Annotated in this window: 18 protein-coding genes and 1 tRNA gene; 14 read left to right on the top strand and 5 right to left on the bottom strand. The window is 65.1% G+C overall.

The genetic code is table 11. The annotated features are described in order from the left end of the window. The first annotated feature begins 59 nt into the window (after positions 1–59). The 8 genes from ACLQI9_RS13290 (at position 60) to ACLQI9_RS13255 (ending at position 9617) form a co-directional block, all read left to right on the top strand. Positions 60–1610 (top strand): carboxyl transferase domain-containing protein, encoded by a 1551-nt coding sequence (locus ACLQI9_RS13290; RefSeq protein ID WP_442380563.1) that lies wholly within the window; start codon positions 60–62, stop codon positions 1608–1610. 5 nt (positions 1611–1615) lie between these two features. Next, positions 1616–3622 carry an acetyl/propionyl/methylcrotonyl-CoA carboxylase subunit alpha gene (locus ACLQI9_RS13285; protein WP_442380561.1) on the top strand — a complete coding sequence of 669 codons (2007 nt, stop codon included), beginning with the start codon at positions 1616–1618 and terminating at the stop codon, positions 3620–3622. After that, positions 3619–4779 carry an acyl-CoA dehydrogenase family protein gene (locus ACLQI9_RS13280; protein ID WP_442380559.1) on the top strand — a complete coding sequence of 387 codons (1161 nt, stop codon included), beginning with the start codon at positions 3619–3621 and terminating at the stop codon, positions 4777–4779. The genes ACLQI9_RS13285 and ACLQI9_RS13280 overlap by 4 nt, the downstream gene beginning before the upstream one ends. Next, positions 4776–5285, top strand: a complete 510-nt coding sequence (locus tag ACLQI9_RS13275; RefSeq protein WP_442380557.1) for a MaoC family dehydratase — start codon at positions 4776–4778, stop codon at positions 5283–5285. Before ACLQI9_RS13280 ends, ACLQI9_RS13275 begins: the two co-directional genes overlap by 4 nt. Continuing rightward, positions 5285–6103, top strand: coding sequence for an HpcH/HpaI aldolase/citrate lyase family protein (locus ACLQI9_RS13270; protein ID WP_442380555.1), 819 nt, complete (start codon positions 5285–5287; stop codon positions 6101–6103). Before ACLQI9_RS13275 ends, ACLQI9_RS13270 begins: the two co-directional genes overlap by 1 nt. 129 nt (positions 6104–6232) lie before the next feature. After that, positions 6233–7324, top strand: coding sequence for a pyruvate dehydrogenase (acetyl-transferring) E1 component subunit alpha (gene pdhA / locus ACLQI9_RS13265; RefSeq protein ID WP_442380553.1), 1092 nt, complete (start codon positions 6233–6235; stop codon positions 7322–7324). Beyond that, a complete protein-coding gene (gene bkdB / locus ACLQI9_RS13260; RefSeq protein ID WP_442380552.1) occupies positions 7324–8373 on the top strand; it encodes a 3-methyl-2-oxobutanoate dehydrogenase subunit beta in 1050 nt (349 codons plus the stop codon). Before pdhA ends, bkdB begins: the two co-directional genes overlap by 1 nt. Next, on the top strand, positions 8370–9617 hold the full coding sequence (locus ACLQI9_RS13255; RefSeq protein WP_442380550.1) for a dihydrolipoamide acetyltransferase family protein: 1248 nt from the start codon (positions 8370–8372) through the stop codon (positions 9615–9617). The genes bkdB and ACLQI9_RS13255 overlap by 4 nt, the downstream gene beginning before the upstream one ends. A gap of 214 nt (positions 9618–9831) precedes the next feature. On the opposite strand, the gene ACLQI9_RS13250 is transcribed toward ACLQI9_RS13255, so the two are convergent. The 5 genes from ACLQI9_RS13250 to ACLQI9_RS13230 form a co-directional block, all read right to left on the bottom strand. Beyond that, positions 9832–10332, bottom strand: coding sequence for a hypothetical protein (locus ACLQI9_RS13250; protein ID WP_442380549.1), 501 nt, complete (start codon positions 10330–10332; stop codon positions 9832–9834). 23 nt (positions 10333–10355) lie between these two features. Continuing rightward, on the bottom strand, positions 10356–11114 hold the full coding sequence (locus tag ACLQI9_RS13245; protein ID WP_442380547.1) for an enoyl-CoA hydratase: 759 nt from the start codon (positions 11112–11114) through the stop codon (positions 10356–10358). Between the two features lie 1197 nt (positions 11115–12311). Next, positions 12312–13712 carry an FAD-dependent oxidoreductase gene (locus ACLQI9_RS13240; protein WP_442380545.1) on the bottom strand — a complete coding sequence of 467 codons (1401 nt, stop codon included), beginning with the start codon at positions 13710–13712 and terminating at the stop codon, positions 12312–12314. A 427-nt stretch (positions 13713–14139) separates the two neighbouring features. Then, positions 14140–14409, bottom strand: coding sequence for a DUF3761 domain-containing protein (locus ACLQI9_RS13235; protein WP_442380543.1), 270 nt, complete (start codon positions 14407–14409; stop codon positions 14140–14142). Between the two features lie 211 nt (positions 14410–14620). Further along, a tRNA-Arg gene (locus tag ACLQI9_RS13230) sits at positions 14621–14694 on the bottom strand. Positions 14695–14885: 191 nt separating this feature from the next. Here ACLQI9_RS13230 and ACLQI9_RS13225 point away from each other — a divergent pair. The 6 genes from ACLQI9_RS13225 (at position 14886) to ssb (ending at position 24760) form a co-directional block, all read left to right on the top strand. After that, complete coding sequence (locus ACLQI9_RS13225) at positions 14886–16139, top strand: alpha/beta hydrolase fold domain-containing protein (RefSeq protein WP_442380542.1); 1254 nt, start codon at positions 14886–14888, stop codon at positions 16137–16139. Between the two features lie 225 nt (positions 16140–16364). Beyond that, positions 16365–17840, top strand: a complete 1476-nt coding sequence (locus ACLQI9_RS13220) for a wax ester/triacylglycerol synthase family O-acyltransferase (RefSeq protein WP_442380540.1) — start codon at positions 16365–16367, stop codon at positions 17838–17840. Continuing rightward, entirely contained in the window at positions 17837–19513 is a 1677-nt protein-coding gene (locus ACLQI9_RS13215; protein ID WP_442380538.1) for an HAD-IB family hydrolase, read from the top strand. The genes ACLQI9_RS13220 and ACLQI9_RS13215 overlap by 4 nt, the downstream gene beginning before the upstream one ends. Then, entirely contained in the window at positions 19510–21846 is a 2337-nt protein-coding gene (locus ACLQI9_RS13210; protein ID WP_442380536.1) for a glycerol-3-phosphate 1-O-acyltransferase, read from the top strand. The genes ACLQI9_RS13215 and ACLQI9_RS13210 overlap by 4 nt, the downstream gene beginning before the upstream one ends. 33 nt (positions 21847–21879) lie before the next feature. Then, on the top strand, positions 21880–23886 hold the full coding sequence (locus ACLQI9_RS13205; protein WP_442380534.1) for a cytochrome c oxidase assembly protein: 2007 nt from the start codon (positions 21880–21882) through the stop codon (positions 23884–23886). Positions 23887–24292: 406 nt separating this feature from the next. Beyond that, a complete protein-coding gene (gene ssb / locus ACLQI9_RS13200; RefSeq protein WP_442391752.1) occupies positions 24293–24760 on the top strand; it encodes a single-stranded DNA-binding protein in 468 nt (155 codons plus the stop codon). The last annotated feature ends 61 nt before the right edge of the window (positions 24761–24821 follow it).

Genomic DNA, 24821 nt, shown 5'->3' with positions numbered 1-24821 from the left:
AATCGCCACTAACATATCACGAGTTAGTGATCATTAACCGAAATTGGCGTGTGTAAACGATGACCTCTCCGGCGGAAAACCGCGACGCGCACCGCGCGCTTGTCGCGCAGCTGCGCGAGAAGCTGGCCACGGCCGCCCTTGGTGGCCCGGAACGAGCCCGCACACGCCACGTCGACCGCGGCAAACTGCTGCCGCGTGACCGAGTTGACGGCCTGCTCGACCCCGGCAGTCCCTTGCTCGAGATCGCTCCGCTTGCCGCCGACGGGATGTACGACGACGAATGCCCGGGGGCTGGCATCATCACCGGTATCGGCAGGATCTCCGGTCGCGAATGCATGATCGTAGCCAACGATGCGACGGTCAAAGGCGGTACCTACTACCCGATTACGGTCAAGAAGCACCTGCGCGCGCAAGAGATTGCCGGGCAGAATCGGCTGCCCTGCATCTACCTCGTCGACTCCGGTGGCGCGTTCCTGCCCCGCCAAGACGAGGTGTTTCCCGACCGCGAGCATTTCGGCCGGATCTTCTACAACCAGGCCAAACTCAGCTCCGAGGGCATCCCGCAGATCGCCGCCGTGCTGGGATCGTGCACGGCAGGCGGCGCGTACGTCCCGGCGATGAGCGACGAGGCGGTGATCGTCCGCAACCAGGGCACCATCTTTCTCGGCGGCCCGCCGCTGGTCAAGGCCGCCACCGGAGAAGTGGTCTCCGCGGAGGATCTCGGTGGCGGAGAGCTGCACTCCAAGATCTCCGGTGTCACCGATCATCTCGCGCACGACGACCGCGACGCGCTGAACATCATCCGGCGGATCGTCTCGACGCTGGGACCGCGCGAACCGCGCACCTGGGACATGCGGCCCGCCGTCGACCCGATTGCCAGTCAAACCGAGATCTACGACGTGGTCCCGATCGATCCGCGAATTCCCTACGACGTACACAACGTCATCACCCGGCTCGTCGACGGGGGTGAGTTCGTCGAATTCAAAGCCGAATACGGCAGTACGCTGGTGACTGGATTCGCGCACATTCACGGCCACCCCGTCGGCATCGTCGCCAACAACGGCGTGCTGTTCAGCGAATCCGCGCTCAAGGGCGCGCATTTCATCGAGCTGTGCGACAAGCGATTGGTCCCGTTGTTGTTCTTGCAGAACATTTCCGGGTTCATGGTTGGCCGCGACTACGAGGCCGGCGGCATCGCCAAACACGGCGCCAAGATGGTCACCGCGGTGGCGTGCGCGCGAGTGCCCAAGCTCACCGTGGTGATCGGCGGGTCCTACGGTGCGGGCAACTACTCGATGTGCGGACGGGCGTATTCGCCGCGCTTCCTGTGGATGTGGCCGAACGCCCGGATCTCGGTCATGGGCGGTGAGCAGGCGGCGTCGGTGCTGGCGACGGTGCGCGGGGAGATGACGGCTGAGGAGGAAGATGCGTTCAAGGCCCCGATCCGCGCACAGTACGAACACCAGGGCAATCCGTACTACTCGACGGCCCGGCTCTGGGACGACGGGGTGATCGATCCCGCGGACACCAGAACGGTTGTAGGTCTTGCGCTTTCGGTGGTGGGGAATGCGCCCGTCGAGCCGGTCTCCTACGGCGTCTTCCGGATGTGAATGCAATGGGCTTCGATACTGTTCTGGTCGCCAACCGGGGTGAGATAGCCGTCCGGGTGATCCGGACGCTGAAGGCCATGGGCATCCGGTCGGTCGCCGTCTACAGCGACGCCGATGCCACTGCACGCCATGTCGCCGCAGCCGACCTCGCGGTAGCAATCGGACCGGCGCCCGCGCGTGACAGCTACCTCAACATTCCTGCGGTCGTCGACGCGGCTGTGCGCACCGGTGCCCAGGCCGTACACCCGGGCTACGGATTCCTATCGGAGAACCCCGATTTTGCGGCCGCGCTGGCATCGGCGGGGGTGACGTTCATCGGTCCGCCGGTGAATGCCATTCAAACCATGGGCGACAAGATCGCCGCCAAGGGCACCGTGTCGGCGTTCGGCGTACCGGTCGTTCCCGGGATCGCACGGCCCGGGCTCACCGACGATGAACTGATCGCGGCCGCTGAGGAGATCGGCTACCCGGTGCTCGTCAAACCGTCTGCCGGCGGCGGCGGCAAGGGCATGCGCATGGTCGAGCAGCCCGCCGACCTGCCTGCCGCGCTGGTCAGTGCCCGCCGGGAATCGGCGGCTGCATTCGGCGACGACACGTTATTCCTCGAGCGATTCGTGTTGCGCCCCAGGCATATCGAAGTTCAGGTGCTGGCCGACGGCTACGGCAATGTTGTGCACCTCGGCGAACGAGAATGCAGCCTGCAGCGGCGACACCAGAAGGTCATCGAAGAGACGCCGTCGCCGCTGCTGGACGCCGCGACTCGGGCCCGGATCGGCGCCGCCGCATGCGATACCGCCCGGAGCGTGGACTACACGGGCGCCGGCACGGTGGAGTTCATCGTCTCGGCTGACCGGCCCGACGAGTTCTTCTTCATGGAGATGAACACCCGGCTACAGGTCGAGCACCCGGTCACCGAGATGGTGACCGGCTGGGATCTGGTCGAATGGCAAGTCCGGATCGCCGCAGGGGAGAAGCTGACCATAGGCCAAGCTGATATTGCCTTGCACGGACACGCGATTGAAGCGCGCGTCTACGCCGAGGACCCTGCGAACGGCTTCCTGCCTACCGGCGGCGACGTGCTGGCGGTGGTGGAACCGGACGGGGCGGGTGTGCGAGTCGATTCGGGCCTGTTCGCGGGGACGGTCGTTGGCAGCGATTACGACCCGATGCTGGCGAAGGTGGTCGGGCATGGCGCGGATCGGGCGGCGGCACTGCGGACCCTCGATCGGGCCCTAGCGGACAGCGCGGTCCTCGGCGTCGTCACCAACGTCGAGTTCGCCCGGTTCCTGCTGGCCGATCCGGACGTCACCGCCGGTCGGCTGGACACCGGGCTGTTGGACCGACGAGCCGGGGACTTCGTCGCGGCGTCCCCGTCGGACGAACAGTTCATCGCTGCTGCGGCTTTCCATTGGTTGCGGCTTTTCCCCGCCCCGGGCGCCGACTTGTGGGAGGTGCCATCCGGATGGCGCGTCGGCGCCAGAGCGCCGGTGAGCATCCGGCTGCGCGCCGGGGAACGCATCGACCACGTCCACATCACCGGCGCCCCGGGATTGGCCGAAGTGTGCATCGAAGATGGCGAATGTCGCTCGTTGCAGGCCGATCTGACGGGCGATCAGCTCACGGTGACGCTGGACGGGCTGCGGAGTGAGTACACCGTCGCCATCGCTGACAGCAAGATCTGGTTGGCCGGCGGCGGCGCCACCGCGGTGCTCGAGGAGGTCAGGGAAGCACCGGTACGCCCGGACGACGAGCCCACCGGCGACGCCGAATTGACCAGCCCGATGCCCGGCGCGGTCGTCGCGGTGAGCGTGGACGACGGTGCCGAAATCGAGGCCGGAACCGTTGTCGTGACGGTTGAGGCGATGAAGATGGAGCACGCGCTGGCGGCACCCGTCGGCGGTGTGGTCGAACTTCTCGTCGCCGCCGGCGATCAGGTCAAGGTGGGTCAGCCACTGGCCCGGATTACCGTGAACACCAACGCATTACCACAAGCAGAGGATAGCACGTCATGACTGATTTCTTATCCACCGCGACGCTCCCGGACGAGTACCAACAATTGGCCAAGACGGTCCGTGACTTCGCCCAGAGCGTCGTCGCACCGGTAGCCGCGCGTCACGACGCCGAACACTCGTTCCCCTACGAAGTGGTCGCCGGGATGGCTGAGATGGGCCTTTTCGGTCTTCCCTTTCCGGAAGAGTTCGGCGGAATGGGCGGCGACTACTTCGCCCTATGCCTGGCGCTGGAGGAACTGGGCAAGGTCGACCAAAGCGTGGCCATCACGCTGGAGGCCGGCGTCTCGCTGGGCGCCATGCCCGTATATCGGTTCGGCACCGATGCGCAGAAGCAGGAATGGTTGCCGCAGTTGGCAAGTGGTCGTGCCCTGGGCGCGTTCGGGCTGACCGAGCCCGGCGGCGGCACCGATGCCGGCGCAACCAAGACCACCGCCCACCTTGATGATGGCCATTGGGTGATCAATGGGTCCAAGCAGTTCATCACCAACTCCGGCACCGACATCACCAAGCTGGTCACGGTCACCGCGGTGACCGGCGAGCGGGACGGCAAAAAGGAGATTTCATCGATCCTGGTGCCGGTACCCACGTCGGGGTTCACGGTGGAGCCGGCCTACAACAAGGTCGGCTGGAACGCCTCGGACACCCATCCGCTCAGCTTCGACGACGTCCGCGTGACGGAGGAGAATCTGCTCGGCGAACGCGGTCGCGGGTATGCCAACTTCCTGCGCATCCTCGACGAGGGCCGCATCGCGATCGCCGCACTGTCCACCGGAGCTGCGCAGGGTTGCGTCGACGAGAGCGTCAAGTACGCAAAGGAACGCGAAGCGTTTGGTCAACCGATCGGCCGATATCAGTCCATCGCATTCTCGATCGCGCGGATGGAGGCTCGCGCGCACACCGCTCGCACCGCCTACTATGACGCCGCAGCGCTGATGCTGGCCGGTAAGCCGTTCAAGAAGCAGGCGGCGATCGCCAAGATGGTGGCCAGCGAAGCGGCGATGGACAACGCGCGTGATGCCACCCAAATTCATGGCGGCTACGGGTTTATGAATGAATTCACCGTCGCCCGCCACTACCGGGACAGCAAGATCCTGGAGATCGGTGAGGGCACCACCGAAGTGCAGTTGATGCTGATCGCGAGAGAGGTAGGTCTGTGACTTCAGAGAACGGCGAACAGCCTGCCAAGACGGTCATCCAGCGCGGGTTGTGGTTCGAAGAATTCGAGACCGGCGTGCGGTACCTGCACCGCCCGGGTCGGACCATCACCGAGGCCGACAACGTGTTGTTCACGACTTTGACCATGAACACCCAAGCGCTGCATCTGGATGCCGCGTTCTCCGACGCGCTGCCGCCGTTCCATCAGCGATTGGTCAACTCGATGTTCACCCTGTCGACCCTGGTTGGATTGTCGGTCGCGCAGCTGACCCAGGGCACAATCGTGGGCAATCTCGGCTTCGCTGATATCGCGTTCCCCAAACCGCTGTTCCATGGCGACACGCTTTACGCCGAGACCGTGATCACCGAGAAGCGAACATCAAAGAGCCGTCCGGGGGAGGGCATCGTGACGTTCGCGCATACCGGTCGAAATCAGCACGGTGACGTGGTCGCCACCGCGAACCGCAAAACCCTGGTGCGTATGCGGCCGGCGGAGGCCGTCGACTGATGGGCTTGCACAATCCCGGGCCGGCATGGTTGTTCTGCCCGGCTGACCGTCCGGAGCGTTACCAAAAGGCCGCGGCCGCAGCGGATATCGTGATCCTCGACCTCGAGGACGGCTGTGCCGCCGCCGACCGGCCCGCAGCGCGCGAAGCGCTCGTCGACGTACAGCTCGACCCGGCCCGCACCGTGGTGCGTGTCAACCAGTTCGGCACCGCCGACCAGAAGCTCGACCTCCAGGCCCTGAAAAAGACGCCCTACGACACCGTGATGCTCCCGAAATGCGAAGCGGCCGAACAGGTCAGCGCGCTGGCGCCGTTGCACGTCATCGTTCTGGTGGAGTCGCCGATGGGCGCGCTGGCCGTAACGAAGACCGTCCGGGTGGACAACGCCTTCGCGGTGATGTGGGGTGCGGAGGATCTGTTCGCGGCGCTCGGCGGTACTGCAAACCGCTACCCCGACGGGACATACCGCGAGGTAGCCCGCCACGTCCGTTCACAATCCCTGTTGGCCGCCAAGGCGCACGGTCGCCTCGCTCTGGATTCGGTCTACCTCGACATCAAAGATCTCGACGGGCTGCGCGCCGAAGTCGACGACGCGGTCGCGGTGGGCTTCGACGCGAAGGTTGCTATCCACCCCACCCAGCTACCCGTGATACGGGCCGGTTATGCGCCGTCCACCGACCAGGTGCAGTGGGCGCGACACGTTCTGGCCGCAGCTGCCGATGAACGCGGTGTCTTCGCATTTGAGGGCATAATGGTAGATGCGCCTGTGTTGCGGCGAGCCGAGCGAATAGTGCAGCTGGCGGCTGCCACCGGCTCGTAGCAGCTCCGGTCTTTGGGTTTGCTCTGACCCGCCGCACACCTGCGCCGTTATTGGTTGGCTGCGTCTCACAGGGTCTTAAAGGGAGGACACATCCACTGACCTTGTGACCGCGCAATCAAAGGAGGCGGCATGGCTGAGGTCTCTGCGATGCCGATGACTGTCGACCTTGAGCCGGTACAACTTGTCGCCCCGGATGGGACACCCACGACAGAAGTCCGTTACAGCCGCGACCTTCCCGCCGAGACACTGTGCTGGCTCTACGAGATGATGGTGGTCACGCGCGATGTGGACGCCGAATTCGTCAATCTGCAGCGACAAGGTGAACTAGCACTATTCGCGTCGTGCTGCGGCCAAGAGGCGGCACAGGTCGGTGCGGCGGCCTGCCTGCGCAAGACCGACTGGTTGTTTCCGCAATATCGCGAACTGGGCGTCTATCTCGTGCGCGGCATCCCGCCCGGCCATGTCGGTGCCGCCTGGCGCGGAACCTGGCATGGCGGGCTGGATTTCACCAAGAAGTGCTGCGCTCCGATATCCGTTCCGATCGGCACTCAGACGCTGCATGCCGTCGGCGCAGCCATGGCGGCCCAGCGGCTCGGCGAGGACTCGATGACGGTGGCCTTTCTCGGCGACGGTGCCACCAGCGAGGGCGACGTGCACGAGGCACTGAACTTCGCGGCGGTGTTCAAAGCACCGTGTGTTTTTTACGTGCAGAACAACCAGTGGGCGATCTCGGTGCCGCTGCGTAACCAGACTGCCGCTCCGTCCATCGCGCACAAGGCCATCGGGTACGGAATGCCCGGCATCCGGGTGGACGGCAACGATGTGCTGGCCTGTTACGCGGTGATGGCCGACGCCGCCGCCCAGGCTCGAGCCGGCGACGGGCCGACGCTGATCGAGGCCGTTACCTACCGGCTGGGCCCGCACACCACTTCGGACGATCCGACGCGGTACCGCACCCAGGAGGAACTGGACTGGTGGCAGACACTGGACCCCATTCCGCGCTACCGGACCTATCTGCAGGGTCAGGGACTATGGTCGGCACGGCTGGAAGACCGAGTCGCCGCTCGGTGCAAGCGGCTGCGCGCTGACCTGCGCGATGCGGTGTTCGCGGCGCCCGATATCGACATCGACGAGGTGTTCACCACGGTATACGCCGAAATGACGCCGGGACTTGAAGCGCAACGCCAACAGTTGCGGGCTGAAATCCTCCGGGAGGCGTGATGACCCAGATCGCCGAACCGCCGACCCGCCCGACTGCAGACGTGCCGGTAGCGACTGATGAGCTCAGCGCCTCGCCGTTGACCATGGTTCAGGCACTCAACCGCGCGTTGCACGACGCGATGGCAGCCGACGACCGGGTGCTGGTATTCGGCGAGGACGTGGCGACTCTGGGTGGGGTTTTCCGGGTCACCGAGGGACTCACCGCGACATTCGGCGCGGACCGCTGCTTCGATACTCCGTTAGCCGAGTCCGCGGTGATCGGCATCGCGGTGGGCTTGGCGCTGCGAGGCTTCGTGCCGGTACCCGAGATCCAGTTCGACGGATTCTCCTATCCCGCCTTCGATCAGGTGGTCAGCCATCTGGCGAAGTACCGAACCCGCACCCGCGGCGAAATCGACATGTCGGTCACGGTTCGGATACCGTCCTTCGGCGGTATCGGCGCGGTCGAGCATCATTCGGAATCCACCGAGTCCTACTGGGCGCACACCGCCGGCCTGAAGGTCGTGGTCCCGTCGACACCATCGGACGCCTATTGGCTGCTGCGCCACGCGATCGCGTGCCCGGACCCGGTGATGTTCTTAGAGCCCAAGCGACGCTATTGGGGTCGCGAGGTCATCGACACAGTCCGGCCCGGACTGCCGATCGGGCAGGCTGTGGTGCGCCGAGCCGGTACCGACGTCACCGTCCTGACCTACGGTGGCCTGGTAGGTACCGCATTGTCAGCCGCTGAAATAGCTGCCCTGCAACATAATTGGAGCATCGAGGTCGTCGATCTGCGGTCACTGGTCCCGCTGGATTTCGACACGGTGGCCGCGTCGATCCGCCGCACCGGGCGGTGCGTGGTGTTGCACGAGGGTCCGCGCAGCCTGGGCTACGGCGCCGGGCTGGCGGCCCGCATTCAAGAGGAGATGTTCTACGAACTCGAAGCACCGGTGTTGCGCGCCTGCGGATTTGACACCCCGTACCCGCCAGCGCGACTGGAGAAGCTGTGGTTACCGGGTCCCGATCGGCTGCTGGATTGCGTTGAGCGCGTGCTGGAGCAACCGTGAACCCGCCCGTTGGGCATGATCGCGTCAAGCCGTTCGTGGTCCCCGATCTTGGCGAGGGCTTGGAAGAGCTGACGCTGTCGTGCTGGCACGTGGCCGCCGGCGACGACGTCGAACTCAACCAAACGTTGTGCTCGGTGGAGACCGCCAAGGCTGAAGTCGAGATCCCCAGCCCGTACGCGGGTCGGATCGTCGAAATACACGGGGCCGAAGGTGATGTGCTGGCGGTCGGCTCGCTGCTGGTACGTATCGACACCGCGCCCGACGCGACGGACGAGGCACCACGGCCGGCGGCGAACCCGGTTGCGGCCACGGCGTCCAACGGTGAGTCGTCCACGCGAAGACCGATACTCGTCGGATATGGCGCTGATGACGCACTTGACACCAGCCGAAGACGTCCGAAAGCCAAACCGTCCGTGCGGAAATTGGCTGCCGAGCTGCTCGTGGATCTGGGCGACGTGCCGCCGGGCCCGGACGGCCTGATCAGTCGGGAGGCGGTTCTGGCGGCCTCTGGAGTCGGCGCCGAGCGGCCCGGCGTGTCATACGACGTCTTGCCGGTGCGCGGAGTCCACGCTCACATGGCAGAACGCATGACTCTGTCGCGCAGCAAGATTCCTGACGCGCACGCCAGCGTACAGGTCGACTGCACTGGCCTGATGCGACTGGGCGATCGACTGTGCGCGGCTGTTGGTGAAGGCGACGAGGTCATCTCCCCATTCCTGCTCACACTGCGGTTACTCGTCATCGCGTTGACGCACAACAAGATTCTCAACTCCACGTGGGTTGACGGCCCGGACGGCGGCCCGCAGGTGCACTCTCATCACGCGGTCCATCTGGGGTTCGCGGTCGCCGCCTCCCGCGGCCTGCTGGTTCCCGTGGTCATCGACGCGCAGGACAAGACCACCCGCCAACTCGCGCAATGCGTGGCCCGGCTGATCCGGGAAGCCCACGCAGGCACTTTGAAACCGGCCGAGCTTGCCGGCTCGACGTTTACCGTGTCGAACTTCGGGGCCCTCGGTCTTGACGACGGCGTCCCGGTGATCAACTATCCGGAAGCGGCGATCCTGGGCATGGGGTCGCTCAAACCGCGGCCCACGGTCCTTGACGACACGATCGTCATCCGTCCACAGATGACCCTGACCTGTGTGTTCGACCACCGGGTCGCTGACGGCGCCAACGTGGCCCAGTTCTTGGGAGAGCTGCGCCGGCTCATCGAATCACCGGAGACCGCGCTGCTTGATCTGTAGCGGTCGCGGTTCGGTGCGACCACGGCCAACGCTTACTTGCCGACACACGTCTCGCATATGCCCGATCTTTGACGGGGGCGACCCGCGCTGGGGGCCGTATGGTGCCACGCTGCATCCAAGATTAATTCAGCGTCGTGGGGTCTTCTTTCATTAGCATAATGCAAACGGCCCCTTCGGCATTGGAGGGGCCGTTTGGCTGCGGATTGACTTCCGCTCAGGGGAAGAGAGTAAGCAGAGTTGAGCCCAGGTCCGTAACCATGCCGGACAATGAACTGAGGCTGATGTCGGACAGTGCGCTCAGGTCCGGCAGTGTGCCCAGGTCCGACAGTGCGCTGGCGTCGGCCGCTACGGGCTGGCCCGTTAGTAGGTCAAACAGCGCCGACCCGAAGTTGACTAGCTGTACCGGAATGTCAAACAGGGGCGTGTCGATGGCCGGCACGGTGTTGACGCCAAAGTCTTGGATCCCGTTTCCGATGACCGTGGACAAGTTGCCGAGATCGTCAAAGATCGTGCCGATGGGTCCGAGCACCGGGCTGATGTTGCTTATCAGCGCACCGAGGTCGTCCAGCCCGGTTCCCAGAGGTGAGAACAGCACTTCGTTAGTGATGACGCCCACCACCAAGGTGACGTCGTTAATCGCATTGCGCACGAGTTCGAAACCGAAGAGGTTGAGCGTTTGTTGGATGGTGTTTTCGATTTCGTCGAGGATCGGCAACAGTCCCGGAAAACGCAAAAGTTTTACTTGCGGCGCGCAGCGGCCAGCCGGGCGGCAAACTCCGGTGACCGGATCGAGGTGGCCTGCGGCCCGAGTTCGGTGTCCTTGGCGAGTTCGTGCTGTTCGGCATCGACCGATCCGGGGTTGGCCGTGGCACGCATGGTGGCCTTCGTCGCGAGCACCACCTCGCGCGGGGCAGCCGCTGGCCCGGCCGCCAGTTCCAATGCGGCGGCGACCGGGTCGTCGGCAATGCTGAGCGCCAGCCCATGCCGCACAGCTGATTCGGCGTCGAAGCGCATACCGAACAGCAAGGCCGCCCGGGCCACCTGCGGTCCGACCCCGCGCTGAAGCATCCAGGTCGCCCCGCCGCCGGGATGCAGTCCCAACTTCTGAAAACGCGCGTCGAACAACGCGTTCGGCCCGGCGATGCGCACGTCGGCAGCCAGCGCCAAGTTCAGGCCTGCCCCCACGGCCGGGCCGTTGACGGCGGCGATCGTGGGCAGCGTGCACTTGCCCACCGCCATAAAACCGTCGTAGATCCGTAGCAGTCCCTGTTCGGCCGCACTGCCTAAGGCACTCAGGTCGGCGCCCGCGCAGAACGCTTTGCCGGCGCCGGTGACGACGACGGCGTGCACATCGGGATCGGCCTCGGCCCGTTCCACAGCCGCGCGCAGCTGCGCTGACATCTCCTCGGTGACGGCGTTGCGGCGGTCGGGGTCATTGACGGTGATCAGCGCGACATGACTGTCGACGCTGAACAAGACCAGATCAGACTGGGGCATCGGGTACCTCCGCAGGTTCGCCGCTGACGGCACGTCGCACTATCTGAGAACAGGTGCCACATAGACCTCACTGCTCACAGGGCGCCTAAGTGTGCCCCCGGCAGGACTCGAACCTGCGACCACAAGATTCGCCGCGAACGCTTATCAGTGTTTGTGTCAAGTTGCCGTGACTCGGTGCGCCACAGCGCAATCGGGCGATACAACCTTATCAACGATTGACGCAAGTTATCTTCGCTTCTCGACATTTAGCGCCGATTAAACGCCGACCCGGGCGCGGGATCATGCCGACAGCCGACTAGGCACGACAGCCTCCGGTGCTTCACTTTGGTTGGGCCGCGATGCGCGCAGTGCCACTGCCGACTGGGCACGCCGCTGACCGCCGCGATAATTCACGCCGTCCCGGTTCCCCACCAGGAGATGAGGTGAACCATGGCCGCCCTAAGCCACCGTTCCCAAGGCGTTGGCTCTGTGCCCTTTCAACAACGCCTTGGGTCGGCGCCCGAAAAGGAAGTCCTCGGCGTCGTCAAGCCAGCAGGTTCGGATAACCGAAAGAGCGGGGTGGATTTAGCGCCGGCCATTCTGGCCTCAGCCTGCTTAACCGCCGCGAGCATGCGTTCACTGAGATCCAGGCATTGCCGCTCGCCCACGCCCCCGCCCCCGCCGAGGGAATATCCAAGCTGGCGTACCTGAATGGCGAATTGGCTTAGGTCATCACAGAGCTGTTTCATGGCACCTTCCTCCCGGTTGGCCGGGGGTAGTCGGCCCGAGACAATTGCGATTCGCTAACCGATAGTCTCAGGAGACACCGGGGCGGACATAGAGTAATGCACTACTCGCTTTGTGCTTGAAAGTTCCAACACACCTGATTCCCGCCGGCCGCAGTGCGCTAAGCCGCTCATCAAGCAGTTCGTCGACCTGGCGACTTGACGGTCGCCGCCGTGATCGCGGATTGAGCGGCGTACGGCAGCCAGCAGCCGCAGTTCGGAGTCGATGGTGTCCCGATCGCGCATGTCGGTGAACCTAGCGGTCGGGCTGGGTCGCGCAAGTCAGCTGGTGAATGTGGGGTCGTTCGCCAGCACGGATGCATCGGCGTCGATGGTGCCGATGTCGCGCATGCGCGGACCTTAGGTCGGCGCGCCAGCACCAGCACTTCACCGTCGAAGAGGACTTGGCCCTCGGCGGTCAACTGTCCCGGAATCAAGAAACGCTTCCCCGGTCACCGAGCGTTTCGCGCGCCGCCACGGCTGGTTGACGGCGTTGCCGGCGGCGCAGGTTGGCGGTCGCGACGCGGATCATCATCTTCGGGTGCAGCAGCCGAATGGGCGGGTCGATCAGTGCGATGACCTTTGTGAACTGTTCGGCGACAACGAGATCGGACTCGGCGGCGGTCTGAAGCCGGTCGACGTGCCTATTGGCGAGGCGCAACGACAGTGGCCTGGGGCCTTCGACCTCGCTCAGGTTAAGGTCAGCGCCAACATTGAACTGCCAAGCCACCCCGATCGGTTTCGCGGCGGCACGGAAGTAGCGCCGCGCCAAGCCATCCGCCCCGCGGTGTAGACACTGGCGCAGCGCCTGCGCCTGCAGAGCGGCCACCGTCATGCCCTGGCCGTAGACGGGGTTGAAGCTGCAGATCGCGTCGCCGAAAACCAGCAGACCGGCGGGAAACCGCCGCATCTTGTCATAGCGCCGCCACCGACTCTCGGGGAAACGGAAACGACAGACTTCGGTGAGCGGCTCGCCCGCACGGATCGCCGCCAGCACATGCGCTGGAGCCAAACCCTCGGCGAAGGCCAACATTTCGGCTGGCTCGCTCGGCGGCTCGCACCCCACCATGCCGGCTACGGTGAACATCCAGGTGTCGTCCTCGTGACCGAATAACGCCATCCCGGTGGGCCGGCCCGGGCGGGCACCGCCGAGAACCATCAGCTCCTTGAGCGTGCCGGGCGGGATCCGCAGCAGCTGACTGGAATACACCAGACGCACAGCGACTTGGTCTTCGACCGGACGGCCATAGCCCAAGGCGTCCAAGAACGCCGGTGTTCGCGCACCCCGACCGGTGGCGTCAGCGACCAGATCCGACGTCAACACCCGTTCACTGCCACCGTCACGGGAACGGACCCGCGCGCCGGTGACACGATCGCGCGCCGTGGTCGACGTCAGATCAACAACGTCATAGCCCTCCAGCAGCGTGATATTCGCCGTCTCACGCACCCGTCGCCGAACAAGACACTCCAACAATGGTCTGCTTGGGATAAAGATGGGCGGGATGTCCCTGAACGCTCCGGTACGCAGCATTTGGTGGCCAGCAAAAGAAATGAACGCCTTGGACAGATCGGTGTAGTCGAAGACAGGGACGCCAGCCCCGACGAGTTCGTCAAGGAACCCGGGAAACAGCTCACCCAGGACCTGGGACCCTCGCCCCAGCAAGGCATGCACATGGCGGCCCTGCGGAACGCCCCACCGGTTGACTGCATCGTCGGGCAATACGTCCCGCTCGACCACAGTGACCGTCTCATAGAAGTCGGCCAGCACCCTCGCGGCCAACAGCCCGCCCATGCTGGCTCCGAGAACCACCGCATGCTCACCGATCTTCGGCACGAGCCACCACCTAATCCCGACGTTAGCTGATCGCAACCGATCGTCCTCCACTTGCCGCACGCGGGCACGAGTAGTCCACTACTTCTCTGTTCCGTCCCTCGCGTATCCCTCGGTGTTTCCATTTAATGGTTGCCTAGGCACGTTGTCACGCCGGTCAAAATCGCAGCGTTGGCTAGCGTGAGCATCGAGGCGTGGAGGACTTTAACTACTTCGCGCAGTTGGTACTTCTCTGGCAGAGCCAGCGATGACGTGACGGCGCAAGGAGTGCTAGGCATTGCAGCAAGCCGAGCGGGATTGTTTGCCGCTGTGGCCGGGTAGCACCGAGGCCGAGTTCGACCAGGTGGTGACCGATTTGCAGAAGGTGGCGAATGAAATAAATTCTCGGCCGCAGTAGCCAGCGCCGATGAAAAAGCTTTTCAGACGTCGATTACAGGTACTGTGCAACGCCTCCATGGCCGTGACATGTACCACCGGAATGGGGGTGTTTGCTAAACGAGTAGTCGCCATCTGCAGAGATCGCGGCCGCGCCCGGTGGTGGTGGGGACCCCTTCGGCACCTGCTCCGGGTCATGAACGCAGACGCCATCGGAATTTATATAGTCCGGACCCATACACTCCGGCGCCGCCCTCGCTGGTGACGCCACACCAATCGTCGCCGTCGCGATAGCTGCCGCGACGAGAATTGCACGAAAGAGCATGAGCCCCAACCTCCTCGTCGGACAACGTTGTCCGATGGGATGGCAGCGTATGCCCTTGGCGACTAGATCACTCGCTGATTGGCCAAGACTGTGGTCAGGCCGCAAAGGCACCGGGCCACCGCCTTGGGCGGAGTCGGCGCCTTCTTTGGTTAGGTCACGCCACCTAGTTGCACGCATCTTGCGCAGTGAGTTATTTGCGCTGGTCAGACTGTGCCCCCGGCAGGACTCGAACCTGCGACCACAAGATTAGAAGTCATGTGCTCTGTCCAGCTGAGCTACGGGGGCCGAAGACTACTAAGCCCAGGTCAGTGTATCCAACGGTGCCGCAGGTGGACTCGAGGTGCGCAACGCCGACAGAAATGTCGTTGGCAGGAACAGTGATTCGCTAGTGTGAGGCCCGCCACACACGTACGCTACCGACGGCTGGTCCGCGTGCAGGCCGGCGGCGTGTGCTCAACGACGAGGAGTGGCAGGGCATGACGGTAGCCATAGGGGGCCGATACTCGCGGGCCAGCGCCGAGATGCTGCGACACGGACTGCAGCTGGCGGGCGGGCCGATCGATGCATACCGCACTGGTGCGCTGCTTCTCCGCGGCTCGCCGTGGGTAGTGCGCTTTGTGGCGGAGTGGCTATCGGCTGAATTTCCCCCGCAGGTGGTCACCGGGCATGCCCTGTCCGGGGTGACGCCGCTGTCGGTCGGCCGTATTGCGACGAGCTGGGCAGCACAGCGGGCAGACCACATCCTCACCGCCGCGCTGCAGGAGTCGTTGGGGCCCGAATACCGGGAAAACGCCCGTCATCCGATCAGCGATTTGCCCGTGTGCACCCCCCGCGGGGGATTGTTGCAAGCAGCCGGCCACCGCCGTCGGTACGCGGCGCAGACGTCGGATATCGCCTATGGGTCAGACAGTCGCGACAACCTGCTGGACATCTGGCGCCATCCCGCCAGCAAAGCGGGGGACCGGGCGCCGGTGGTGGTGCAGATACCGGGCGGCGCGTGGGTCGTCAACGGTAAACGGCCTCAGGCATATCCGCTGATGGGCCGGCTGGTCGAACACGGCTGGATCTGCGTGTCCATCGATTACAGCAAGAGCCCGGGCAAGGCGTGGCCGGCGCACATCATCGACGTCAAACGCGCGCTGGCGTGGGTCCGCGACAACATCGCCGACTACGGCGGTGACCCCGACTTCATCGCCGTCACGGGTGGCTCGGCGGGCGGGCACCTGGCCTCCCTGGCCGCGCTCACCGCCAACGACGAGCGACTGCAGCCCGGTTTCGAGGAGGCTGACACAACCGTTCAAGCGGCGGCGCCCTATTACGGCGTCTACGACCTGACTGACGTCAAAAAGATGCACGAAATGATGCTGCCGTTTCTGGAGCGTTTCGTTATGCAAGCGCGCCACGCTGACCAGCCTGACCTTTTTGAATCGGCATCGCCGATTTCGCACGTGCACCGCGCGGCGCCACCGTTCTTTGTGCTGCACGGCGAGAACGATTCGGTGATCCCCAGTGTGCAGGCGCAGGCCTTTTGCGCCGCACTCCGCGACGCCGGCGCCCCGACCGTGTGCTACGCCGAGCTTCCCAACGCCCACCACGCGTTTGACATATTCGCCACGGTTCGGTCCCAACTGGCCGCGGACGCCGTCGCCGACTTTCTCGGTGTCGTTTACGGACGATATCTGCGGTCGCGGTCGACGGTTTCGCGCAGACGCGCCACGCCTGCCAGTTGAATTGCTCGGCGGGCAACCGTATACGTATTTCTCAATTTGACAGTCGGCCAGGCTATTTCGCAGGCTATCTGAAACGCATTTAAACTCTCGCCCTGATCCGCACAATCGGCTACCGCCACCGCGCCAACCGGGCTAGCGTTGGAGTGGCCCGCGGCGCAACGCTGGGCCTTGGCAAAGCGTATTGGCGCGTCGAGCAGCGCGCGCTGACAGGACGGAGGAGTACCGGTGGCTGAGACGGTCGACGCGGCCGGATTGCCCGCGGCGCTGGGGGCGGTCGATTACCTCTTGCATCGCGGGGAGGCCAACCCGCGTACCCGCTCGGGCATCATGGCTCTGGAGATCCTCGACACCACGCCGGATTGGGATCGGTTCCGGACCAGGTTTGAGAATGCGTCCCGACGAGTGTTGCGGCTGCGGCAGAAGGTGGTCGTGCCGACCTTGCCGACGGCCGCGCCACGCTGGGTAGTCGATCCCGACTTCAACCTGGACTTCCACGTGCGAAGGATGCGCGTCGCAGAACCGGGCTCGCTGCGGCAGGTGTTCGATCTGGCCGAGGTGATGCTGCAGTCGCCGTTGGACATCGCCCGACCGTTGTGGACGGCCACCCTGATCGAGGGCCTCGCCGACGGGAAGGCGGCGACGCTGCTGCACCTGTCCCACGCCGTCACCGACGGTGTCGGCAGTGTGGAGATGTTCGCTGAGATCTACGACCTCGAGCGGGAGACACCGCCCCAGCCGACGCCCGCGCAACCCATTCCGCAAGATCTCTCGGCCAATGACTTGATGCGCGAAGGGTTCAACCACCTGCCCGCCAATGTCGTCGGTGGGGTCTTGGGCGCGCTATCGGGGGTCGTATCGATGGTCGGGCGGGCGGCGCTCAACCCCGGAGCCGCGGTGGCGGGTGCGGTCGACTACGCGCGCTCGGGGGTGCGGGTAGTGAGCCGGGCCGCCGAACCGTCGCCGCTGCTTCGTCGCCGCAGCCTGGCCACCCGCAGCGAAGCACTCGACGTCCCGCTGGCTGACTTGTATAAGGCGGCAAAAGCGGGTGGAGGCTCAATCAACGACGCGTACCTGGCCGGTTTATGCGGCGCGCTGGGGCGCTACCACGAGGCACTCGGCGTGCCGATCGCCACCTTGCCGATGGCGGTGCCGGTTAACCTGCGCGCCGAATCCGATCCGGCCGGCGGCAACCGGTTCACCGGCATCAATCTGGCGGCCCCGATAGGTACTGCCGATCCGATGGCCCGCATGCAGAAGATCCGCGCGCAGATGACCCAGCGCCGCGACGAGCCCGCTATGGACATCATCGGTTCCATCGCGCCGGTGTTGAGCGTCTTGCCGACGCCGTTGTTGGAGTCGGTGACCGGTTCGGTGGTCGGCTCGGACGTGCAGGCCAGCAACGTTCCGGTCTACCCGGGCGACACCTACCTCGTCGGCGCAAAGATTCTGCGGCAGTACGGTATTGGCCCGTTGCCCGGCGTGGCGATGATGGTCGTGCTGATATCCAGGGGCGGCTACTGCACCATCACCACGCGCTACGACCGCGCCGCGGTGCGCGACGAGGCGCTTTGGGCCCGTTGCCTGCTCGAGGGTTTCGACGAGATCCTCGCGCTGGCCGGTGATCCCGCCATCCATGCGGTGCCCGCGTCGTTCGCCGCCGAGCCGTCGGGTTCGCAGAACCGATCGGTGTCGGGCTCATGACTCGCCCCGCCGGGGAGCGCCAGTCGCGGAGGCCGACGCGTGATATTCGGTTGCCCGGGTCGGTCGCAGAAATCGTGGCCAGCCCGCCCGGACCCAAGATCGGCGCGTTCTTCGACCTGGACGGCACCCTGGTTGCCGGCTTCACCGCGGTCATCCTCACCCAGGAGCGGCTGCGCCGACGCGATATGGGTGTCGGCGAGCTGTTCAGCATGGTTACCGCGGGCCTCAACCACCAGCTCGGGCGCATCGAGTTCGAAGAACTGATCGGCAAGGCCTCCGCGGCATTGGCCGGGCGCGCGTTGAGCGACCTGGAAGAGATCGGCGAGCGGCTGTTCAACCAGAAAATCGAGTCACGGATCTACCCGGAGATGCGTGAGCTGGTCCGCGCCCACCTGGCTCGCGGTCACACCGTGGTGCTGAGCTCGTCGGCGCTGACCATTCAGGTCGGACCCGTGGCCCGCTTCCTTGGCATCCTCAACACGCTCACCAATAAGTTGGAGACCAACGCGGACGGGCTTCTCACCGGAGGTGTGCTCAAGCCGATCCTGTGGGGACCGGGCAAGGCCGCCGCAGTACAGAAGTTCGCCGCCGAGAACGACATCGACCTCAAGGACAGTTACTTCTACGCCGACGGTGACGAAGATGTCGCGTTGATGTACCTGGTCGGCAATCCGCGGCCGACCAACCCCGAAGGCAAGATGGCCGCCGTTGCTCGCCGGCGCGGCTGGCCAATCCTGCAGTTCACCAGCCGCGGCGGCGGCGGTATCGGCTCGCAGCTGCGGACCTTGGCCGGCTTCGGCTCGGTCGTCCCGGTGGCCGCCGGCGCAGTAGGTATCGGACTGCTGACCCGCAGCCGCCGCCGCGGCGTGAACTTCTTCACCTCCACCTGGTCACAGCTATTACTGGCAGCCAGCGGTGTGCATCTCAATGTCATCGGCGCCGAGAATCTGACCGCCGAACGCCCGGCTGTGTTCATCTTCAACCACCGCAACCAGGCCGATCCGGTGATCAGCGGCGCGCTGGTCCGCGACAACTGGGTTGGCGTGGGCAAGAAGGAATTGGCCAGCGACCCGGTCATGGGCACGCTCGGCAAGCTGTTGGACACCGCATTCATCGACCGCGACGATGCGGCCGCCGCGGTCGAGACGCTGCACCAGGTCGAAGAGCGCGCCGAGAAGGGGCTGTCCATCGTGATGGCCCCCGAGGGCACCCGGCTGGACACCACCAGCGTCGGGCCGTTCAAGAAGGGGGCCTTCCGGATCGCGATGACGGTCGGCATCCCGATCGTGCCGATTGTCATCCGCAATGCGGAGTCCGTCGCCGCGCGCGACTCGATGACGATGAATCCGGGCACGGTGGATGTCGCTGTGTTCCCGCCAATCTCGGTCAAAGATTGGACACTTGACACGCTGCCGGATCGGATCGCAGAGGTCCGCCAACTGTATGTGGACACTTTGGCCGACTGGCCGGTCGACGAGCTGCCCAAAGCCAGCCTGTACCGCCAACAAAAAAAGGCGGCACCGAAAAAGGCGCCGCGGAAGGCCGCAAGCAAGCCGGCCAAGGCCGCGCCGGCGAAAGCCGTGAAAGCCGTGAAAAAGGCCCAGCCTAAAACCCCGGCGAGCAAGGTCACCAAGGCTCAACCGCGTGCACCGCGGCCGAGAGGACGATCGTGACCAGATCGGCCGCCGACACCGGCACTTTCACCACGACCGACGACACCTTGGTGTTGGCGTCGGCGTCCTCGCCGGTGGAATCGGAGCTGCTCGCGGCGTGGTTGGACCAGCAACGCGCCCAGCACCCGGAGACCAGGCTCGAGGTGCTGCCGTTGCCCGCACGCAATGCGCCACCCGCGGCGCTCGCGCAGCTGGTCGAACAGCTCGAGTCGGACGAAGACCGGTCGATCGTTCCGGTGCGGGTCTTCTGGATGCCGCGCGCCGACGCGTCGGCGTTGAGCCGGGTGGCGGCGCTGCTTCCCGGACGAAATCCGTACCAGCCCAGTGAGCGTCAGCAGCGTCACATCCTGCGCACGGATCCCTCACGCGCCCGGGTGGTGGCCGGCGAGTCCGCCAAGATATCCGAACTTCGTCAGCAATGGCGAGACATCACGGTTGGCGACAACCCGCGTGACTTCGCGCATTTCGTCACCCGCCGAGCGCTGCTGGCGATGGAACGCGCCGAATACCGAATCCTCGGACCGCAGTACAAGTCTCCGCGACTGGTGCGCCCGGAAATCTTGGCGTCCGCGCGATTTCGCGCCGGTTTGGAAAAGATTCCGGGTGCCACCGTCGAGCAAGCCGGAAAGATGCTCGACGAACTCGCCACCGGGTGGAGCCGAGTTTCCATCGACCTCGTCTCGGTCTTAGGCAGGATGCTCAGCCGGGGATTCGACCGGGAAATCGACTACGACGAGTATCAGGTGGCGGCGATGCGCACCGCGCTGGAGGCGCATCCGGCGGTGTTGTTGTTCTCCCACCGGTCCTACATCGACGGCGCGGTCATGCCGGTGGCGATGCAAGAGAACCGACTGCCGCCGGTGCACGTCTTTGCCGGCATCAACCTGGCATTCGGGGTGATGGGCCCAGTGATGCGCCGCGCCGGCGTGATCTTCATCCGGCGCAATATCGGCGACGACCCGCTGTATAAGTACGTACTCAAGGAGTACGTGGGCTACGTGGTGGGGAAGCGCTTCAATCTGAGCTGGTCCATCGAGGGCACCCGCTCGCGCACCGGGAAGATGCTGCCGCCCAAGCTCGGACTGATGAGTTATGTGGCTGACGCATATCTCGACGGCCGCAGCGACGACATTCTGCTGCAAGGAGTTTCGATCAGTTTCGACCAGTTGCACGAGACCGCCGAGTATGCCGCTTACGCTCGCGGCGGCGAAAAGCGCCCGGAGGGTTTCAGCTGGCTGTACAGCTTCATCAAGGCTCAGGGCGAACGCAACTACGGCAAGATCTACGTTCGTTTCCCCGAAGCCGTCTCGATGCGGGAGCATCTCGGCCCGGCGCACGGCCCGATTGCTGAGGACCAAGCCGCCAAACGGCTTGCCCTGCAGAAAATGTCGTTCGAAGTCGCATGGCGGATTCTGCAAGCGACTCCGGTGAATGCCACCGGTCTGGTTTCGGCGCTGCTGCTGACCACCCACGGGGTGGCGTTGACGCTCGGGCAGCTGCACCACACCCTGCAGGACTCACTGGACTATCTCGAACGCAAGCACACCCCGGTGTCCACCAGCGCGCTGCGGCTGCGCACGCCCGAAGGCGTCCGCGCGGCCGTGGACGAGCTGTCCAACGGCCATCCGGTCACCCGCATCGACAGCGGCCGAGAACCCGTGTGGCGCATCGCCCGCGAGAACGAGCACACCGCGGCGTTCTACCGCAATTCGGTGATACACGCATTTCTGGAGACCGCCATCGTCGAGCTGGCGCTGGCCCATGCCGGTCATGCCGACGGTAATCGGCTGGAAGCATTCTGGAATCAAGCCATGCGGCTGCGAGATCTACTGAAATTTGACTTCTACTTTGCCGATTCGGCGGCTTTCCGGCAAAACATCGCCGACGAGATGGCATGGCACGAGGATTGGGAAGCGCACATCGCCGGGGGCGGCGCCGAGATCGACGCAATGCTGTATGCGAAGCGACCGTTGATGTCGGACGCGATGCTGCGGGTGTTCTTCGAGGCCTACGAGATCGTGGCTGATGTGCTGCGCGACGCGCCGACCGATATCGGTGAGAAGGAACTCACCAAGTTGGCGCTCGGCGTCGGCCGCCAGTACGTCGCGCAGGGTCGGGTGAGCAGCAGCGAGCCGGTATCCACGCTCCTGTTCGCGACCGCACGCCAGGTCGTCGCGGACCAAGGCCTGTTGAAGCCGGCACCGGATCTGGTGGAGCGCCGGATCGCGTTTCGCCGCGAGTTGCAGGCCATTCTGCAGGATTTCAACCACGTCGCACGGATCGCCCGCAGCCAGTTCGTCGCCCGCGAAGCGGAGTCGCGGCGACAGGCTTAGTAGCCGGCGGGCACGGGCCCATACTCTTGATGCATGACGGTTGCCCCGGCTAACAGGCGCGGCGCGGCGGTGTGGCCGCTGCTCGCCGGAGTGGCGGTGCTCGCTGGCTGCGTCGCTGCCGGGATCGGGGCGTTGTCGGTGGCTGCAGCGCTGACCGCGACCGGGTTGCCCGACCCGGGTCCGGTGACCACGCTGGGTTTGCCGTTCGTCCGGGCCGCCGGTGAGGTCGCGGCTGTGGTGGCCGTGGGAGCGTTTCTTTTGGCCGCCTTCTTGGTTCCGCCGCAGAAAAACGGCGTCCTCGATATCGACGGCTACCGTGCGGTCCGGATCGGCGCGGTAGCGGCCGGGGCATGGGCGGTATGCGCCGCGCTGCTGGTCCCACTGACGATTTCCGACGTCTCCGGTCAGCCGATTACCGCCCACCTCAACCCCGCGACGATCTGGTCGCTGGCCAGCCTGATCAACATCGCGACGGCATGGCGGTTGACGGCGGTGCTGGCTGCGGCCGTGATGTTGGCCAGTCTGGCGGTGCTGCGCTGGTCATGGACGCCGCTGCTGCTGGTCGGCGCATTGGCGACTCTGATACCGCTCGGGTTGACCGGGCATTCGTCGGCGGGCGGTTCCCATGACCTGGCCACCAACAGCCTGCTGATCCATCTGGTGGCCGCGAGCCTGTGGGCCGGTGGCCTGTTGGCGCTGCTGGCCCACGTCATCCGCGGCGGGCAGCACGCCGACCTGGCCGCACGGCGATTCTCCAGTATCGCTTTGTGGTGCTTCGTCGCGATGGCGGTCAGCGGAATCGTCAACGCCCTGGTACGAATTCTGCCGTCGGACCTGCTGACCACCAACTACGGGCGGCTGGTGCTCGCCAAGTTCGCCGCGCTGTGCCTGCTCGGTGTCGCCGGCTGGCGTCAACGCCGGAGCGGAGTCGCTGCGCTGCAAGCGAATCCGAGTTCGCGTACCGCCCTGATCCGGCTGACGCTGATCGAGGCGCTGATCTTTGGCGTCACGTTCGGCATCGCCGTCGGCCTGGGCCGCACGCCGCCACCGCCGCTGCCGATCGGCATCCCCTCGATTCCCGACGTGAAAATCGGCTACGACTTCGCCGGACCGCCCACCCCGGCGCGGGTGCTGTTCGACTGGCGTTTCGACCTGATCTTCGGCACCGCCGCCGTCGTGTTGGCCGCGCTGTACTTGGCCGGCGTGCGGCGGCTCCGGCGCCGGGGTGATGGCTGGCCGGCGGGCCGGACCGTGGCTTGGCTGCTGGGCTGCCTGGCGTTGCTGTTCGTCACGTCGTCGGGTTTGGGCCGATACATGCCGGCGATGTTCAGCATGCATATGGCCGATCACATGATGCTGTCGATGCTGGTTCCCATCCTGCTGGTGTTGGGCGGTCCGGTCAGCCTGGCGTTGCGGGCACTGCCGACAGCCGGGCGCGACGACCCCCCGGGCATGCGGGAGTGGCTGCTGGCCGCCCTGCACAGCAGGCTCTCGCGTTTCCTCACCAATCCGGTAGTCGCCACGGCGTTGTTCGTCGCCGGTTTCTACGGGCTGTATCTGGGCGGTCTTTTCGACGCTGCGGTCGGCAGTCACATCGGGCATGTCGCGATGAATGTGCACTTTCTGTTGAGCGGCTACCTGTTCTACTGGGTGGTGATCGGTGTCGACCCGACGCCGCGGCCGATCCCGCCGCTGGCCAAGGTGGGCGTGGTCTTCGCGTCGTTGCCCCTGCATGCATTCTTCGGGGTATTGCTGATGGGCACGCAGAACGTGCTCGGGGAGAGCTTCTACCGGTCGCTGCACCTGAGCTGGCATACCGACCTGCTGGGCGATCAGCGGCTCGGCGGTGGAATCGCTTGGGCGGCAGGGGAAATACCGCTGGTCGTGGTGATGATCGCGTTGCTCGTGCAATGGTCGCGCAGCGACCAGCGGACCGCCAGGCGACTGGATCGCGCGGCAGAACGCGATGACGACGCCGAGCTGGCGGCTTACAACGCGATGCTGGCCGAGCTGGCCCGTCGCGACGCATCGCGGCATTAGCTGCGCGGCTCGCTTCGCAGGCTGCTTGGATTAGCAAGAGCCACACCAGCACCAATGTCAGACCATGACGTGCTGCTGCAAAGCGATATCGCATGCGATACCACCAGCCAAAAGTGACGGGGTAGTGGTGGCGACTTGCCCTGATACCGCATGCGCAATCAATGCGGAGAAGGCACTAAGCCCTCAGCCGGCGACTCAAGGTACTGCTCGGGCTGGTGAGGTCGCTTACGCGTTCTTTGTCTATCCACAGTCGCGTCTCTATCCACCGGGTCCGTTCCTCGTCGGGTCGGCACGTCCGAGGTTGTCGGTCTGGCCGCGCTGACTGGAGCCAGCACCGGCGGTGTGGCGTCACCGGGATTGCCCGGGTCGTTCGGCAGGGCACCGCCATTTTCAGAAAGGAAAAGCAATGTTCGAAACGCCGGTAACCGTGGTCGGAAACGTAGTGACTGACCCCAAACGCCGACAGGCGGGTGCACAGGAAGTAATGAAGTTCCGGGTGGCCAGCAATTCACGCCGCCGCGGCGCCGACGGCAATTGGGAGGCCGGCAATTCGCTATTCGTCACGGTCAACTGCTGGGGCCGGCTGGTCTCCGGTGTGGGCGCATCGCTGGGCAAGGGCTCGCCGGTGATCGTCGTGGGCCACATCTACACCAGCGAATACGAGGATCGCGAAGGCATTCGTCGATCGACGTTAGAGATGCGCGCCACCTCTGTCGGACCCGACCTGTCCCGTTGCCACGCCCGAATCGAGAAGACGGTCTCTGTGGGGACGAATGCCGCGAGCACACCAGCGGTCGAGGGTGCCGCGGCCGACACCGAAGCCGGAGATGACGCCGCGCCGGTGACCGAGACGGGGTTGCCGCTGTCGGCGTGAGAGGGAGCCGGACCATCTGCCCGTCCGGTGACGATGCGCGCCGTGTAGCGGCGCGAGAAGG

It is taken from the genome of Mycobacterium sp. (genome assembly GCF_052143115.1).
GTDB lineage: Bacteria > Actinomycetota > Actinomycetes > Mycobacteriales > Mycobacteriaceae > Mycobacterium.
Note: the sequence above shows the minus strand (reverse complement) of the source record. Positions and strands in the feature narration are given on the sequence as shown.

Coding starts and splice junctions, on each gene's coding strand:
- ACLQI9_RS13290 (WP_442380563.1), top strand. CDS start 60: ATGACCTCTCCGGCGGAAAACCGCGACGCGCACCGCGCGCTTGTCGCG.
- ACLQI9_RS13285 (WP_442380561.1), top strand. CDS start 1,616: ATGGGCTTCGATACTGTTCTGGTCGCCAACCGGGGTGAGATAGCCGTC.
- ACLQI9_RS13280 (WP_442380559.1), top strand. CDS start 3,619: ATGACTGATTTCTTATCCACCGCGACGCTCCCGGACGAGTACCAACAA.
- ACLQI9_RS13270 (WP_442380555.1), top strand. CDS start 5,285: ATGGGCTTGCACAATCCCGGGCCGGCATGGTTGTTCTGCCCGGCTGAC.
- pdhA (WP_442380553.1), top strand. CDS start 6,233: ATGGCTGAGGTCTCTGCGATGCCGATGACTGTCGACCTTGAGCCGGTA.
- bkdB (WP_442380552.1), top strand. CDS start 7,324: ATGACCCAGATCGCCGAACCGCCGACCCGCCCGACTGCAGACGTGCCG.
- ACLQI9_RS13245 (WP_442380547.1), bottom strand. CDS start 11,114: ATGCCCCAGTCTGATCTGGTCTTGTTCAGCGTCGACAGTCATGTCGCG.
- ACLQI9_RS13235 (WP_442380543.1), bottom strand. CDS start 14,409: ATGCTCTTTCGTGCAATTCTCGTCGCGGCAGCTATCGCGACGGCGACG.
- ACLQI9_RS13225 (WP_442380542.1), top strand. CDS start 14,886: ATGACGGTAGCCATAGGGGGCCGATACTCGCGGGCCAGCGCCGAGATG.
- ACLQI9_RS13215 (WP_442380538.1), top strand. CDS start 17,837: ATGACTCGCCCCGCCGGGGAGCGCCAGTCGCGGAGGCCGACGCGTGAT.
- ACLQI9_RS13205 (WP_442380534.1), top strand. CDS start 21,880: ATGACGGTTGCCCCGGCTAACAGGCGCGGCGCGGCGGTGTGGCCGCTG.
- ssb (WP_442391752.1), top strand. CDS start 24,293: ATGTTCGAAACGCCGGTAACCGTGGTCGGAAACGTAGTGACTGACCCC.